The sequence below is a fragment of the Paenibacillus sp. MAH-35 genome, from assembly GCF_058135425.1.
The window spans coordinates 16,282-32,385 of the sequence record NZ_JBYUPU010000015.1 but is presented as its reverse complement, the minus strand read 5'-3'; the positions used below and the strand labels follow the sequence as shown (position 1 = coordinate 32,385).

Here is a 16,104-nt window from a genome sequence, read left to right as displayed (position 1 = left end):
CGAGCCGTCATAATCGCTTCTTCAGCGTTTGTTCCAGCGCCTGGAGAATTTGAGGATATTCGGCCGTCAGCCGATCGAACGACTCCCGTCTCACCGCAATCAGCACGGAAGGCGCCAACGCTCTTACTGTAGCGGTGCGCGGAATGTTTTTGAGCAGCGCAATTTCCCCGAAATGGTCGCCGTCCTGCAGAACGGCAACTTGTTTCTCTCCTTCACCGGGGAACTGCTTCCGGACCTCAAATTTGCCGCGGACGATGATGTAAAACTTATTGGCTTCCTCGCCCTCGCGAACGACGTCCTCCCCCTCCTGACACAGCTCGGTCGAGAACAAGCCGGCGATATTCTGAAGCAGCCGCCGGTCGATGCCGTCGAAGAAGGGCAGCTTCGCCAGCCGCTGAACTTCCACGGTAGCATGAAGCCCGTCGCTGGACAGATGGAAGCCGTGCTGCTTCTCCCATAGGCTGTGGTACAATCCGCTGTGCTGCACAAGCTCCTCGTGGGTGCCGGACTCCGCGATCCGGCCCTCGTGGAACACGTAGATCCGGTCCGCATGAACGACGGAGGCCAGCCGGTGGGTGACGGAGATAATCGTCATCTCTTGGCGGATCTGCTGGATCAGCTCATTAATATCGGCTTCGGTCGCAGGATCGAGCGCCGACGTCACCTCGTCGAGCAGCAGCAGCTTCGGTTTTCTCAGCAGCGCCCGGGCAAGCGCGATCCGCTGGCGTTCGCCGCCGGACAACGTGCCGCCTTCCTGATGAATCCATGTCTCATACCCCGACGGCCAGCGGGTAATGACATCATGAATCTTCGCCTGTTTGGCGGCTTCGATCATCGCTTCTTCGCCTCCATCCAGGTTATCCAGCAGCAAGTTGTCGCGAACCGTCGCGTTAAACAGAAACGTTTCCTGAGTGACGAGCGTTGCCAGCTTTCTTAAGGAAGCTTCGCTGACCGTGCGCAGGTCGTGACCGTTAATCGTCACCGTCCCTTGACCGGGATCGTAGAAACGGGACAGCAGCTGCAAAGCGGTGCTTTTGCCGGAGCCGCTCGGCCCGACGAAGGCCACGTAGCTGCCGGCCGGGATGTGCAGGCTGACGTTACGGAGCTGATCGGACTCTTCGGTATAGCCGAAGGTGACCTGATCCATCCGGACCGAAGAGACGGAGGCGGGCAGTTCTACGGCTCCGGCCGCTTCAGGGATGTCCGGCTGATGGTCGAGCAGTTCTCCGACCCGGCGGAAGCTGGTGCTCGAATCAATCAGATTTGGAATCAGAAACGATAAGTTGGAGCCGGCCTGCCCGACGCTCATAAACAGCGTGAAAAAAGCCATAAAGCCGCCGATCGTCATCTCGTCTTGGAAAATGAAATAACCGCCGAGGCCCATCATAATCCCGTTCAAAATCAGCAAAGCGGTCAAAGGCATACGTTCCATCAGAGAGTTGGTTACGTGCAAGCGCAGGCCGAACGAAAACAGCTCGAGAATTTGCCCCCGCGCGCGCTCCCGGAACCGCTGCTGCTGATGCAGCCCTTTAATGGTCCGATGCCCCTTGGCCATCTCGTCGATCGTATTGGAGAAGCGCTCCTGAGCTTCCTTGTAGTCCCGGTTGGCAGCTTCGGCACGTCCTTGAAGCAGCCGGGGGCCGACAAACATCAGTGCAGAGCCGGCCAGCACGGCCAGCGTCAGCTTCCATTCGATCGAGAACAGCATGCCCAGGCCGAGCAGAATATTTAACAATTCCTTCAGGAAGAAAGGACTGGTGAACCGAATGGCGTTTTCGATGGACGACATATCCGACGAGAAGCGGGTGACCAGATCGCCGACTTTATAGCGCTGATAGAAGGGAAGGGACTGCTTCTGCAGATGCGCGAACAAGTCGGTTCTGAGCTGACGGATCACTCCGCCGCTCAGCTTCCCGAGCGAGTAATCCCCGAATTGGCCCGCCGCGATGTTGAACAGCCCGCCGCCGATCAAGATGCTCATGATGAGAAGGAAAACCTGAAAATCTTTGGGCGTAAACGCTTCGTCCACTAAATATTTGAGGCTCAGGGGGGCTGCAACCGAATAGGCGACCTCGACAAAAATACTGAATATGAAAATGCCGCTCAGCAGCTTATAGCGCTTAAGCTGGTGCAAGAGGATCTTGATTAAACTCAACTCAAATCGCCGCCTTCCAGTACCCATAGATTACCGTAGATTATTCATGCTGTAAACGGTTCCTGCCGAGCGCCTCGGCTTAATTCCGGTCCCACAAGTCCATGGACGCGAAGCTCTCCCGCAAGCCCCGGCTGCCCATCGTATTCAGGCGTTGTCCCGCACCGGTCAGGTTCTGCGACTGTCATCGCCTGGCGGCGCGTGTGAACAGCTCCTTCGTAAACTTGATCCATTCCCTGGCTGCATGGGACATATACCCTTCCCGCCTCCAGGCCATATCGAGCCGCCAAGGGATGACCGGGTCCGTCAGGACGGCCGCTCTCACCTTGCCCGGATTCAACTGCCGGCACATCGTCTCGGGCAGCATGGCGATCCCCAGATCGGCGCCCACCATCTCTCCGATAAAATCCCACTGGGAGCTTTCATAGACGATATGAGGATCGAAGCCGACCGTACGGCATTCGGAGATGATCCGGTCGTGCAAAGCGAAGTCGCTGTTGAACAAAATAAACCGCTCCCCCGCAAGCTCCGCCAGCAGGATCTGCTCGCGATCCGCCAGCGGGTGGGCAGGGGGCAGGATGACCTTTAACCGGTCTTCGACCAGGGTGAAGGAGTCGAACAGGACCTCATCGATCGGCCACAGCGCGACCCCGACATCGAGAATGCCTTCGGACAAGCTTTCCTCGATTCGCTTGGCCCCGTTCTCCATCATCTTGATTGCTATGTTCGGGTATTGCTCCCGAAACTGCTTGATCACCTGCGGGAAAAAGCTCGAGCCCGCCATCGGCGGAATGCCGAGCCGGATGCTGCCCGTATTCAGGTACGTCAGATCATGCAGAGCCGCCTCCAGCCCGTCGAACAGCTGGAGAATCGGCCCGGCGTGGCTCACGATCGTTTCTCCGGCGGCCGTCAGCTTGATATGCCTGCCCTCCCGGACGAATACTTCGACTCCGAGCTCATTTTCCAAATTTTTAACGATTTTGCTGATCGTCGGCTGGGTCAGGTGCAGCGCCTCCGCTGCTTTCGTAAAGCTGTTATGCCTGACGATTTCGGTAATGTATTGCAAGTGGCGGATGTCCAAAGTGGTTGCTCCTTTCCATAGATAGAAGGAATGAAAACCATTCTATATATTGATTTTACGCATGAAAGGCGATCTTGTATACTTTTTACAAAGGAGCTGGACAGCATGAGAAAAATGGCGGGGATCGCGCTTCAAATTTTATTTTTTGTAGGCATAGCCCAAATCGCGGACGTTCTCGCTTCGATCCTTCCTATCCCGGTACCGGGAAGTATTGTGGGGATCGTTCTTTTATTTGTTCTGCTGAAGCTGAAGATCGTCCGTCTCGGGTGGATCGAGCAGGGCTCCAACTGGCTGATTGCCCAGATGCTGCTGTTTTTTATACCGGCTACGGTCGGCATTATGAACTATAAAAGCATGTTTATGACGAGCGGACTCCGGATTGTAGGCACGATCGTAATCAGTACGGCGGCTGTCATGATATGTTCGGGTTATATCGGCGAACGGATCGCCGCGCGCAAGGAAAGGGAGGCGTCATGATGGACGCGGTATTATGGTTGGGCTGTACGATCGCGGTTTACTGGGCGGCCAAACGGCTGTACAAGAAATATCCGAAAATCTATATGTCGCCGCTGCTTCTTACGCCGGTCGTCCTGATCGGCCTGCTAGCGATTAGCGGAGCTTCGTTCCAAACGTACAACGAGGGAGGCGTCTGGCTCTCGAACATGGTCGAACCGGCCACTATCGCATTAGCGGTCACGATGTATAAGCATATCGATCTGCTGAAAAAGCACGCCTTCGTCATCGCAGTCAGCGTCGGCTGCGGGGCGTTGACCGGAATCGTCACCTCGGCGGGACTGGCCCGTCTGTTCGGCCTGACCTCGGAGCTGATCGGCAGCCTCGCTCCCCGTTCCGCGACGACGCCGATCGCGGTGTCGATAACCGGGCTGATCGGCGGCATCCCGACTATTGCCGCCGTAGCAACGCTTATCACCGGGCTGCTTGGTTTAGTGATCGGACCGCTCATCGTAAAATGGTGCGGGATCCGGAACTCGATTGCCCAAGGGATACTGTTCGGGACAAGCGCTCATTCGGCCGGGATCAGCAGGGCGTCGGAGTATGGCACGGCAGCCGGATCGATCGCGGGTGTCGCTATGCTGCTGACGGCATTCGTTACGCTGGGCGCCGCCCCGTGGATGATTGAATGGTTCCGCTAGACGGCGGGCCTGCCGCCTTTTTTGCCGAAAGCCGATCAACCGCCTTTTGCCTGCGAAGGCATAATTCCATATAATGAGGAATAGGTGTATACTTCGACGGTTCAAGGAGGTGACTGAGATTATGGACGATGAGCCAGAGGAAGCGGGCGATAGGATTCAGTCGGCAGGGTTGCATAATAAAATCAAAATTTACGGGAAAACAAGTTACTATCCTCGGGATTGACTTTTCGTCCGGCTATTCATGGAGCTGCAGGAAAAGACAATGACCTGATTACCGGGATGGAGGAGGAGCAGCTTGTTTACAGAAATTTTGGTTCTTATTGTACTCATTGTGCTGAATGCGTTTTTTGCAGCCTCGGAGATCGCCTTGATCTCGTTGAACGATAACAAGATCCGATCGATGGCCGACGCGGGGCACAAAAAAGCGAAACTGTTGCAGAGCCTTCTGAGCGAACCGAGCCGTTTCTTGGCCACTATCCAAATCGGGATTACGCTAGCCGGATTTTTGGCGAGCGCTTTCGCGGCCGAAAGTTTTGCCGGCAGAATGGCGCAGTACTTGTACTCGGCGGGAGTCCCTTTGCCGCAAAGCATGCTGGAGACGATATCGGTTATCCTGATTACACTGCTTCTGTCTTATTTTACGCTTGTCCTGGGCGAGCTCGTCCCGAAGCGGCTGGCGATGCAGAAGTCGGAATCGATCTCCATGTTTGCGGTCACACCGCTTACGTTTTTGCTGAAAATATCGGCGCCGTTCGTCAAATTGCTGACTCACTCGACGAATCTGCTCGTCCGTCTCATGGGGGTCGACCCTCATGAGAACAAGGAACAGGTGACGGAAGAAGAAATCCGGATGATGGTCGATGTCGGCAACGAGAACGGGACGATTCAGGAAACCGAGAAAATGATGATTAACAACATCTTCGAATTCGACAACAAGGCGGTCTCGGATATTATGACCCACCGCAGCTCGGTAACCGGCCTTCCGCTGAATTTGTCACTGAAAGAAGTGGCCGGGATGGTTAATATCGAGAAATATTCGAGATATCCGATATTCGAAGACAATATCGATAATATTGTAGGCATCCTGCACGTGAAGGACATCATGAAATATATCGAAGAAGGCAGCGAAGAGACGTTCGTCATTCGCGACATTATTCGTACGCCTTACTTCATTCCGACATCCAAACGGATCGACGAGTTGTTTAAGGAGCTGCAGAAAAACAAGGTGCATATGGCGGTCGTCATCGACGAGTACGGCGGCACGGCTGGTATTGTCACGATCGAGGATCTGCTCGAGGAGATCGTCGGCAACATCTTCGACGAGCATGACGAGGAAGAGAAAGAATTCGAGCAGATGGACGACAGTACGTACGTCATCAACGGAAGTCTCAGTCTGCGGACGCTGAAGGACGTGCTGAACGTTCATTTGCCGGTCGAAGACTACGACACGGTCAGCGGCTTCGTAGTCGGCCAGCTGGGCCGAATTCCGCTTGAGGACGAGAGGCCGGTCGTGGAGTACGAGGGATTGATCTTTAAGGTCGAGGAAGTCGACGAGAAGCGGATTAGCAAAGTTCATGTACTCCGGGCAGCGGTCGAATCCGCCTCCGATACCGAATCCGAATAGCTGTCTCACCGCAGCGCCAGCGAGAAATAGGGCTGAACCGGCACCGTCCATCCAAGCGTTCCCAACGACGCCCGGGCGGTGCTTTTCACATGTTGGCACGGCCGCGTAACGACAATTTTTTTTTGATAGTTGGATCAAGTTTGCTATACTTAAACCCTATACGGTATACATACGATGGAGGTATTTTCGTGGAAAAGATCAGAGTAGGCATTGTAGGGTACGGCAATCTGGGCCGCGGTGTGCAAAGTTCGATCGTGCAAAACCCGGATATGGAGCTTGTAGCAATCTTCACAAGACGTCAGCCCGAAGGCATCCAGTCTTCCGTTCAGATGGTTCATATGTCCGAGATCGAGAGCTATATCGGGAAAGTGGACGTTATGATCTTGTGCGGGGGTTCCGCTACGGATTTGCCGGAGCAGGGGCCGTTCCTCGCGTCCATGTTCAACACCGTAGACAGCTTCGACCGCCATGCGAAAATCCCCGAGTATTTCGACGCCGTTGACGGAGCGGCCCGCAAAGGCGGACACGCCAGCGTCATCTCCACCGGATGGGACCCGGGCTTGTTCTCGCTGAACCGGCTGCTCGCCGAAGCGGTTTTGCCGGAAGGAAACGACTACACGTTCTGGGGGAAAGGGGTTTCCCAAGGACATTCCGACGCGATCCGCCGCATAGCGGGCGTGAAGGCCGGCGTGCAGTATACGATTCCTAGCGACGAGGCCGTCCAGCGGGTCAGAGACGGAGAAAATCCGGAGCTGTCCACCCGGGAGAAACATCTGAGAGAGTGCTTCGTCGTGGCAGAGCCGGGCGAAGACTTGGCGCGGATCGAGCGCGAGATTACGACGATGCCTAACTACTTTGCCGACTATGAGACGCGGGTTCACTTCATCAGCGAAGAGGAACTGAAGCAGAATCATTCGGCGATGCCGCACGGCGGCCTCGTATTCCGCAGCGGCAAAACCGGCGAGAGCAGCAAGCAGATCATCGAATTCGGCCTGAAGCTGGACAGCAACCCCGAATTTACGGGCAGCGTGCTGGTCGCTTACGCGAGAGCGATCCACCGTTATGCGAAGGAAGGCTTTATCGGGGCGAAGACGGTATTCGATATTCCGTTCAGCTATTTGTCTCCAAAATCGGGGGCTCAGCTTCGCCAAGAGCTGCTGTAAAGCTTCTCGGCCGGTAAACGGAGGGAGGTGCGGCGCATGAGCTTTATCGTGGAACGGATCGAGACCAAAATCGAATTTTTCGAAGCTTTCGATCTTCGTACGCTGGAGAGGAAGATCGAGGAGCAGATTCATAATAACAAGGCGCTGCTGCTGGACGTCAAGTCGGTTCAGCATCAGGCGACGTTTCACCCGCAAGCCGACAAGATGCTGTACACCGCTGTCGTGCATTTTGCGGTCAAGCAGTTGCCCTAGCGCTAGCCCCGCCCGGAACCCGGGATGGGCCTGAGAGGGGCACAAGAGACGTATGCGCAGGAGCGCATGCGTCTTTTTGTGCAGCTGCGCAAGTCATGCAAGGCCATCGGCCGCGGCTGATGGGGGGCCTGGCCGAATGGGTCTGCTCTTACGCGGAAGCTTTGCGGAACGAATTGTGTGTCGAAACTCCGAACATCGTGCTTATTTCCTAATAAATACCTGGGCATGTAACGTGTTTTGGTATATATTCCTTCAAAGGCCATCAGTTCTGAGACTAGAGGTGCAGCCATGAATCTAAGCATTCGCTGGAAAATTGTACTGATTTACTCCGTCATCGTTGCGCTTGGCATCGTAGCGTTGTCGGGTTATGCGTCGATTTCGATGAACCGGGAAGTGGTCGGGATTGTGACCAAGCAGCTCGAAGCGGATCTCGAGATCGGCAAAGTGCTGCTGCAGGAGGACGTCCCCGGAGAATGGAGCGAGAAGGACGGCGGTTTATATAAAGGGCATACGCTGCTGAACGACAACTTCGTATTCGTCGACAAGCTTGCCAAGCTGTTGGGCAACGAGGCGGCGGTGACAGTATTTCTCGGCGATACCCGCGTCTCGACGAATGTGACGGTAGACGGCAAGCGGGCGGTAGGCACGAAAGTGTCGGATGAGGTGAGGCAGAAGACGTTAGTGGAGAAGGGGAGGTTTCTCGGCCTCGCTCAAGTTGTGGGGGCGGATTATCAGGCGATCTATGAGCCGATCCTGGACGGAAAAGGAGAGGCCATCGGCATTTTGTTCATCGGCATCCCGAACCGGATCTTCGAGGAGGCGCAGCACGGCTTTCTCCGCCACATGATCACAGCGGGCTTGCTCGGCGTAATCGTGCTGGTCGTCTTGGTCTGGTTCGGCAGCGGCAAGTTTACGAGGCCGCTCACGAGGCTGGCCGACGTAACCGCCCAAGTGGCGTCGGGCGATTTGCAGGCGAAGACCGATCCGCTGCGCTCGAAAGACGAGATCGGCAAGCTGAACGGCTCGGTTCAGGGGATGATCGACAGCTTGCGCGAGTTGATCGGACATATTCACCAGGCGGTCCGGCAAGTAGCCGGCTACTCCGCTCAGCTCGCCGCCAGCGCCGAGCAAACCAAGGCGTCCGCCACCGATATTACGGATACGATGCAAGGCATGGCCTCCGGTGCGGAAGTTCAGGTCCAGGCCGCGGATGAAAGCGCGAGGGCGATGGAAGAGATGGCGTCCGGCATTCAGAAAATCGCCGAATCGGCCTCCTACGTAAATGAAGCCTCCGGCGAGATGGTACGGCATGCGGACGCCGGCAACGACTCGGTCCAAACCGCCGTCACCCAGATGGAGGTTATGAGCCGGTCCATCGCGGACGTATCCGAAGCCATCCGTGAGCTGACCCGGCTCTCCGCGGAAGTGGAGCAGATAGCCGCAGTAATTAAAGGCATCTCCTCGCAGACGAATTTGCTGGCCTTGAATGCGGCCATAGAAGCGGCTAGAGCCGGGGAGCACGGGAAAGGCTTCGCCGTCGTCGCTGCCGAGGTGCGCAAGCTGGCCGAGCAGGCCGGCGTGCAGGCGGAGCAGATCACCGGGCTGATCGAACGGATGCAGACGGCTACGACAGGCGCAGCGGCCAAGATGACGCAAGGGATGGAGGAGGTCCGCATCAGCGTCGATCGGGTGGAGCAGGCCGGCCGCACGTTTGCCAGCATCGTAGCCTCGACGAAGGACGTAACGGCCCAGATCGAGGAAGTATCGGCCGCGTCCGAGCAATTGTCGGCCGGAACGGAGCAGATCGCCGCCTCCATCACGGAAATTGCCAGAATCGCCAGACAATCCGCCTCCGGCATCGAGGAAGCGGCTGCCGCCTCGGAGGAGCAGCTTGCATCGATGGATGAGATCTCGCGGTCCTTGGAGGCGATGAACGGGATGACGGGGCAGCTCGAGCGGCTGATGGGCAAGTTTAAAGTGTAGGCAGGCTGCGGAAAATCGTTCTGCGATCGGTTCAGCCGGCTGAATTGTTAACACGAAAGATCCGGCAGGCGAACCGGGACAATTGTATCTTTAAAGGGGAATGTCGTTTTTGATGAAGGTTTTGGCCAAGCTTTCAATATGAAGGTCCCGGTTCGTTTTCTCGTAATCCTCCAGCACATCGATCACATATTCTTCACCGGCCTCGGTCGCTCTAAAAATGAATTTTTCCGTATCTTCGATACGCACATTGTGGCCGCAAGCCTTCAAGCATTGTTCGAAATCCTGAAGCGTAGGCTGCGTACCGGGTTCCAAATAAATAAGTCCGCGCAGCAGTTTGGTTTCGTCCTTACGGAAAATTTTAAAGTAAACGGTATGTTCTTTACGCATAGCTGTAGCCTCCTGTAGGACATTCGTCATGTAAAATCTAGGTATGGTACCATCATATTTTCATTGTCGGGCTTTTGTCTATAGATTTTGCCAACTGCCAACGATTTGTCGTTTTTGCATTCGTTTGGGTGCGGCGATAAATCGGATTTGCTTTTTGAAATCGCATGTGCTATGATGTAGATACTGAAATTTTGACCTGAACTCACATATTGTAGAGGGTTATTATTTTCTGTGAATAACCTTGTCCAATATGTGATTTTTTATTTTAAAGCAAAATAAAGGTCATGTAATTTATTTAGGAGGTAATTCAATATGCAAACAGGAACAGTAAAATGGTTTAACGCGGAGAAAGGTTTCGGCTTCATCGAAGTTGAAGGCGGAAACGACGTATTCGTTCACTTCAGCGCAATCGTTGGCGACGGCTTCAAATCGCTGGACGAAGGCCAACGCGTAGAGTTCAACGTTGTTCAAGGCAACCGCGGACCGCAAGCTGAGAACGTAGTTAAGCTGTAAGAAGCACGAACCCATAAAGCCCCGAACCTTGCGTTTGGGGCTTTATTACTTCATTGCGATCTGTAGTTCGATAAGCGGTGACTTGTCAAAGCGAGCTGTAATGAGTGGTAAACCGGAGCTTCTCATACTGGCGAGGGATCACAAAAAGAGGGAAAAGAGGGACGTCATGTACTATTCACGCAGAAAGCCGCTGGATGAAATTCCACAGGAGCTAACGCTCGTATGGTCTTGTACGAACGAAAAGTGTAACGGTTGGATTCGAGATAACTTCTCCTTTTCGAATCAGCCGATCTGTCCCCAATGTCAATCCGCCATGGCGAAAAGCGAAAAGATGATCACTGTGATCGCTAATACAAGCCCCAATTCATCCAAAAAATAAAATGGAGATTCATGAAGAAGCCCGGCCGCACGAGGTCGGGCTTTTTGCATTTGGCAAAGCAGCCCTGCCTGCTTCCGTTCCCCTCATTCTTGGGTGCAGGTTATTGTGTGCAGGTTATGTTCGCCTTCGTCAAAACGTATGCACGCGGGCTCTGAGCAAAATAGGAGTCTTTGGTATCTTCTATGTTGGGCATGTTGGGCGGACTGGCACGAATAGAGGCGGTTTGCACCCCTTATTTCCACCAACTTATCGCGTCTGCACCCTTTTCGCGGATAATAACAGCCACAAACCGTTCTTATTCCGTGTCCCAGCGGGGTTTCGGACAAAATAAAGGGTACGAACTAGGCTGTCGATTCAATGTGGACAACCAAGTGGAAAGGGAAAAGATTAGCTTCTGGCGAGTTTTGTCTGGAATCCCCTACCTTACAATCCTTATTCAATCAAGGGATTCCGGACAACCTGTTTGAGCAGAAGAAGGTAACTTTTCACTTGGAACGGACTGATAACACTTCTACACAATGAATCGACAGCCTCACGAACCGCTCTTATTCGGTTCCATCCCTGCTTGAACCAGGGCAGAAGCTCCAAACGAGGCTGCCCGGCGACGGACGATTAGCGCCCCTTGCCGACTCGACAAGGAAGGAGGCCCCGTCCCTGCACTCTAGTGCGATGATGAAACGTTCTGATCGATCAAGAGAAACGCCGACCCCTTGGAGAAGGTCGGCGTTTCTCGGTTAGCCGGACAAGCCGTGCACGCTTCTTGTAATCATCTCGCGCAGCTCGGCCTGATGCGTCTCGTACTGTTCGGCGGTTATGCTGCCGCTGGTCAGGCGCGACGTGAGCTGCTGGGATAGTTCGGCGACCTGGAGATCGATGACGTCCTCCACATCCACACGCTGCTCCTCGGCGAGGTCGGCCAGCGTGCGGCCGTTGTACAGGGCGTCGTGAATCTCCTCGTCCGACAACCCGCCGAGCACATGCTGCAGCGAGGCGACGGTCTCCGGACGCGAGGAATCCCGGGTATGGACGGCAGGATCGGCTTGACCCGGCAAGCCCAAGGAGGCATTGGCTTCTTCATTTTGAAAGACAGTGCTTATGGATATGACGATAGCGATTGTACCGGCTATGATGATTTGCTTCGGATTCATATGATGCATCCTCTTTTCTCTTTTTCGCAAAAAAGGCATACTCTCTTATTCATACGTTTAAGCGGGGGATTAGTTGCAAAAAAGTTTTTGGGCCATTCGGGACTCAAGTTCGGACGTTCGAACGAAAAGGAGAAAAACGTTAAAAAATTGTAAATTCCGGCGAATGCCTAAGGAAACCCGAGATAAACATGGACAAAACCTAAATAACAGAAAAATCAGAATATTTACACAACATGTGCAGGCAAGTATAATGAGGGTACAACACAGAGAGGGGATAGTCCAATGAAGAAGGTAAGCGAAGCATAATCGTGCATCGGTTACAATCCAAGGGAAGCTGACGAGCTTATCCGTAATCGTCACGGTATGCGGGACCTCAGAGAATCGTGAACCAATTTGATCAACCGACCGGATTGTAAAGGAATTGCAGCACAATCTTCTGAACGGGAAAGGTAAAGGATTGGAAAAATAAAGCGTGCCAAGCATGTTGGATGAAAGGAAAGACGAAAGACCAGTGAATCGAATACTCAAGAAATAGCTTCGTCTGCTGTGCCGCAGATGGGGCTATTTCTGTTTTGGCGGTAAAAGGCTGAAACGTGCCTCTTGCCATCCGCGCAAGAGCGTGATAGAATAATTTCTGACGAAATGACTAAAATGGTATTTTGGTCAATCGGTCGGGAGGTGAGTTTGATGTCTATTGACCGGAGAAGATTGATCATCGATGCTGCGGCCAAGTCTTTCGCTTTATTCGGTTATAAAGGCACTACGATGGATCAGGTTGCGAAGATCGCCAATGTGGGCAAAGGGACGATTTATACGTTTTTCTCGAACAAGGAAGAGCTGTTTCAGGAAATTATGAACAGGCTGATCGGGGAGATGAAGCGTGTCGCCGAGGAGGTGGTCGATCCGGGCCGCAAGTTTTTCGATAACTTGAACCTCGTGCTCGATCAGCTGCTCGATTTTCGCGAGGAGCATGAGCTGGCGATCAAGCTATCCCAGGAAGTGAAGGAGATCGGGACCCAGATGGCGCAGGACGGCATCTACCAGATCGAGAAAGCGGTCGTCGGCTACATTCAGCAGCAGGTGCAGGCGGCTGTCGATAAAGGCGAGATCAAGCCGTGCGATCCAGAGATGACTGCGTTCGTCATGTTGAAGCTGTACATGGCGCTTACGGCCGACTGGAAGAAGTCGCACCCCCCGCTGGACAAAACGCGTGTGGCCGAGCTTCTTCGGTTTTACTTACAGGAAGGACTGGCTCCGGACTAAGCCGGATGCCGTTTTTTTATCGATAAAATGACTAAATGACCAAAATGGTCAATTGGACAAAGTGAGGAAAATGCGTCGGTTTATTGGGTGAAACGGATGAATTCGTCCGACTATATATATTCAGCTATAGGAGTGGGGAACGATGTTTAAAAGTTGGAAGCAGTTCGGCAAAGAACTGACCGCCGTTATGCGCAACCGCAGGGTGTTGATTCCGGTTATTGCGGTGCTGATGATCCCGGTGCTGTATACGGCGATGTTTCTTGGAGCGTTCTGGGACCCGTACGGCCGGCTGAGCGACCTGCCGGTTGCTGTCGTTAATGCCGACAAGGGCGCCGAGTTTAACGGCAAGCAGTTGCAGATCGGTCAGGAGTTCGAGGGGCAGTTGAAGAAAAACCCGCAGTTTGACTGGCGGTTCGTAACGAAGGAAGAAGCGGACGCCGGTCTGAAGAACAATACGTATTATATGGCGATCGAGATTCCGGAAGATTTCTCGGAGAAAACGACGACGCTCACGTCCGATCATCCTGCGGCGGCGAAGCTGGCATTTCTCCCGAACGAAAGCTATAACTTCCTGGCGTCGCAAATCGGCAATACTGCCGTAGAGAAGATGAAGGCTCTGCTGAATAAAGAAGTGACGGAAGCTTATGCTAGAACGGTATTCGGACAAATGGAGCAGCTCGTCGACGGCATCGGCCAGGCGAGCGACGGCGCAGGCAAGCTCGCCGAAGGCACGACGAAAGCGAAGGACGGAGCGGTGCAGATCGAGCAAAATCTGAATAAGCTCGTCAGCGGTTCGGTCGCGCTGAAGGAAGGTGTCTCCCTGCTCCAGGCGGGAGGCGGCCAGCTTAATAACGGCGCCGCCGCGCTCGGCGGAGGCGCAGCCGGACTGGCGGACGGGCTCGCCAAGCTGGACGCGGCCCGTCAGGAACTTGGCGCGGGCGCCGCCACGATCGGCGAAGGCGCGGAATCGCTGCGCTCCGGCTCGGAGAGCCTGAGCGGCGGGCTGATGCAGCTGGCCGAGGCAAGCGGCAAGCTGTCGGCAAGCTCTGCGCAGACGGAGCAGGCGTCCGGCCGGCTCGCGGCGGCATTGGCGCAGTCGGCTGCAGGCTCTGCGAAGCTGGAGGAAGGCGCGGCCGGGCTGGCGAAGGGCCTCGAGCAGCTCGCCGTGGCCGACCCGCGGCTGGCGCAGGACGCCGGCTTCCAAAGCCTGCTGTCGGCAAGCAAGCAGCTTTCGGCGGGGCTGGCCGAAGCCAAGGCGGCGCAGCAGCAGCTAAGCGGCGGAGCCGAGCAATTGCACGCCGGTCTCGATCAGATGAAGAGCGGCATGGCCACATTCGACGGCAAGCTGAAGGAAGCGCAGGCCGGAGGGCAGCAGCTCGCCGCCGGAGGAAAGAAGCTGTCGGCCGGCGCCCGCGAGTGGACGGCAGGCATGACGATGTTCGGTACCAAGCTGGCCGAAGCCAAAAACGGCGGAGCCGAGCTGGCGGCGGGAGCCGGGCAGCTGGCCGGGGGCGCTGCGGAGCTTCAGCAAGGTCTGAACCGGCTGGCTGTGAACATCGGGCCGTTCGTAGAAGGCTCCACCCAACTGGAGAACGGAGCCCGGCAGGTCGCTTCGGGACTGCTGCAGCTGGATGACGGTTCGCATGAGCTGTCCGATAAGCTGGGCGAGGCGGCTGCCAAAACGTCGGGACTTCAAGTAAACGACTCGATGTACGACTTGTTCACCGAACCGGTAGGGCTGGACGTCCAGAAGGTTAATGAGGTGCCCAACTACGGCACGGGCTTCGCCCCTTATTTCCTGTCGCTTGGCTTGTACGTAGGGGCGCTGCTGCTGACGATCGTGTATTCGGTTCGCGAGCCGGCCGTCGTTCCGGCGAACGGACGCAGCTGGTTCTGGAGCAAAGCTTTGACGCTTGCCCTGGTCGGCACGATTCAGGCGCTGATCTCCGATGCGGCGCTGCTGCTTATTTTGAACCTGGAAGTGAAGAGCGTTCCGCTGTTCCTTCTGTTCTCGATTATTACTAGCATTACCTTTATGATGCTCATTCAATTTCTGGTCGCTACAATGCAAAATCCGGGCCGGTTTATCGCGATCGTGCTGCTCATTTTCCAACTGACGAGCTCGGCCGGCACGTTCCCGCTGGAGCTGATCCCGGGATGGCTGCAGCACGTAACGCCTTGGCTGCCGATGACGTATTCGGTTGCCGGTTTCAAGGACGTCATCTCGAGCGGGGACTTCGGCTCGATGTGGAAGCAGGCGGCGCTGCTCGGCGTGTTCGCGGTACTGTGTGCGGCGATGACGTATGCCTACTTCACGGCGGCTCACCGCAGAATGAAGCGCCGCAAGCAGACGACTGCAACCCCGGCTGCTGCTAACTGACCGGATGCAGAAGCGGTTCCGGAGGAACTCGCAACAAAAACGAAAACTGTCGGTTAAGCCTGATTAGAGGCTTTCCGGCAGTTTTTTTGCATTTCGGCGCATGAGAAAGTTCATAGGATCGGTTAAGGGGATTCAGCGAGCGGGGCGGTTCTGGAGGGTTCAGATGCACCTGATCAACAAACAAAGCGGGGAGAGAGCGGAAATTGGAGATTAGATAGCGGAGATTGGAGATTGGAGAATGAAACGGAAGAGTAACTTCCTTTATTCGATCGTATCAACGGTTAGAACGGGCAAAACGGAAGAAAGGCTTCCGTTATTTCTGAGTTTCAACACAAACTCGGCCTTTTTTCCTGAATAGAGGAAGCGATTCTTCCGCTAACAGATGCTTTTACCCCCAATAGTCACAATAACGGAAGCAGGATTTCCGCTTTTGCCGGAAAACTCCCTCCCACAGCGATTCCTGGTCCTATTCCGCCATATCCGATTGTCCCAAAGCTCCCAAAGCTCCCAAAGCTCCCAAAGCTCCCAAAGCTCCCAAAGCTCCCAAAGCTCCCAAAGCTCCCAAAGCTCCCAAAGCTCCCAAAGCTCCCAAAGCTCCCAAAGCTCCCAAAGCTCCCAAAGCTCC

14 protein-coding genes are annotated in these 16,104 nt (G+C 54.8%); 10 read left to right on the top strand and 4 right to left on the bottom strand.

Features of this window, described 5'->3' with window-relative positions; all coding sequences use genetic code 11:
• Nucleotides 1-7: 7 nt before the first annotated feature.
• Nucleotides 8-2,155, bottom strand: a complete 2,148-nt coding sequence (locus AC3Y2E_RS17445) for an ABC transporter transmembrane domain-containing protein (protein WP_379212538.1) — start codon at nt 2,153-2,155, stop codon at nt 8-10.
• 181 nt (nt 2,156-2,336) lie between these two features.
• Complete coding sequence (locus AC3Y2E_RS17440; protein ID WP_379212536.1) at nt 2,337-3,233, bottom strand: LysR family transcriptional regulator; 897 nt, start codon at nt 3,231-3,233, stop codon at nt 2,337-2,339.
• A gap of 105 nt (nt 3,234-3,338) precedes the next feature.
• On the opposite strand from AC3Y2E_RS17440, the gene AC3Y2E_RS17435 reads away from it, so the two are divergent.
• From AC3Y2E_RS17435 to AC3Y2E_RS17410, 6 genes are all read left to right on the top strand, one after another.
• Nucleotides 3,339-3,710 carry a CidA/LrgA family protein gene (locus AC3Y2E_RS17435; protein WP_379212534.1) on the top strand — a complete coding sequence of 124 codons (372 nt, stop codon included), beginning with the start codon at nt 3,339-3,341 and terminating at the stop codon, nt 3,708-3,710.
• Nucleotides 3,707-4,387: an LrgB family protein gene (locus tag AC3Y2E_RS17430; RefSeq protein WP_379212532.1), complete on the top strand. Its 681-nt coding sequence runs from the start codon at nt 3,707-3,709 to the stop codon at nt 4,385-4,387. The genes AC3Y2E_RS17435 and AC3Y2E_RS17430 overlap by 4 nt, the downstream gene beginning before the upstream one ends.
• Before the next feature lie 295 nt (nt 4,388-4,682).
• Entirely contained in the window at nt 4,683-6,011 is a 1,329-nt protein-coding gene (locus tag AC3Y2E_RS17425; protein ID WP_379212530.1) for a hemolysin family protein, read from the top strand.
• A 188-nt stretch (nt 6,012-6,199) separates the two neighbouring features.
• Nucleotides 6,200-7,174 (top strand): diaminopimelate dehydrogenase, encoded by a 975-nt coding sequence (locus tag AC3Y2E_RS17420; RefSeq protein ID WP_379212528.1) that lies wholly within the window; start codon nt 6,200-6,202, stop codon nt 7,172-7,174.
• Between the two features lie 36 nt (nt 7,175-7,210).
• On the top strand, nt 7,211-7,426 hold the full coding sequence (locus AC3Y2E_RS17415) for a DUF2536 family protein (RefSeq protein ID WP_379212526.1): 216 nt from the start codon (nt 7,211-7,213) through the stop codon (nt 7,424-7,426).
• A 288-nt stretch (nt 7,427-7,714) separates the two neighbouring features.
• On the top strand, nt 7,715-9,409 hold the full coding sequence (locus AC3Y2E_RS17410) for a methyl-accepting chemotaxis protein (RefSeq protein ID WP_379212524.1): 1,695 nt from the start codon (nt 7,715-7,717) through the stop codon (nt 9,407-9,409).
• 90 nt (nt 9,410-9,499) lie between these two features.
• Here the strand turns inward: AC3Y2E_RS17410 and AC3Y2E_RS17405 are convergent, their stop codons facing one another.
• Nucleotides 9,500-9,796, bottom strand: coding sequence for a hypothetical protein (locus AC3Y2E_RS17405; protein ID WP_379212522.1), 297 nt, complete (start codon nt 9,794-9,796; stop codon nt 9,500-9,502).
• A 312-nt stretch (nt 9,797-10,108) separates the two neighbouring features.
• On the opposite strand from AC3Y2E_RS17405, the gene AC3Y2E_RS17400 reads away from it, so the two are divergent.
• Together AC3Y2E_RS17400 and AC3Y2E_RS17395 are read left to right on the top strand one after the other, a co-directional pair.
• A complete protein-coding gene (locus tag AC3Y2E_RS17400) occupies nt 10,109-10,309 on the top strand; it encodes a cold-shock protein (protein ID WP_040951936.1) in 201 nt (66 codons plus the stop codon).
• A gap of 100 nt (nt 10,310-10,409) precedes the next feature.
• Nucleotides 10,410-10,688, top strand: coding sequence for a cold-shock protein (locus AC3Y2E_RS17395; RefSeq protein WP_379212520.1), 279 nt, complete (start codon nt 10,410-10,412; stop codon nt 10,686-10,688).
• A gap of 734 nt (nt 10,689-11,422) precedes the next feature.
• On the opposite strand, the gene AC3Y2E_RS17390 is transcribed toward AC3Y2E_RS17395, so the two are convergent.
• Nucleotides 11,423-11,836 (bottom strand): hypothetical protein, encoded by a 414-nt coding sequence (locus tag AC3Y2E_RS17390; RefSeq protein WP_379212518.1) that lies wholly within the window; start codon nt 11,834-11,836, stop codon nt 11,423-11,425.
• Between the two features lie 687 nt (nt 11,837-12,523).
• On the opposite strand from AC3Y2E_RS17390, the gene AC3Y2E_RS17385 reads away from it, so the two are divergent.
• On the top strand, nt 12,524-13,099 hold the full coding sequence (locus AC3Y2E_RS17385; RefSeq protein WP_332075260.1) for a TetR/AcrR family transcriptional regulator: 576 nt from the start codon (nt 12,524-12,526) through the stop codon (nt 13,097-13,099).
• 142 nt (nt 13,100-13,241) lie between these two features.
• Entirely contained in the window at nt 13,242-15,479 is a 2,238-nt protein-coding gene (locus AC3Y2E_RS17380) for a YhgE/Pip family protein (RefSeq protein WP_379212516.1), read from the top strand.
• Nucleotides 15,480-16,104: the final 625 nt, after the last annotated feature.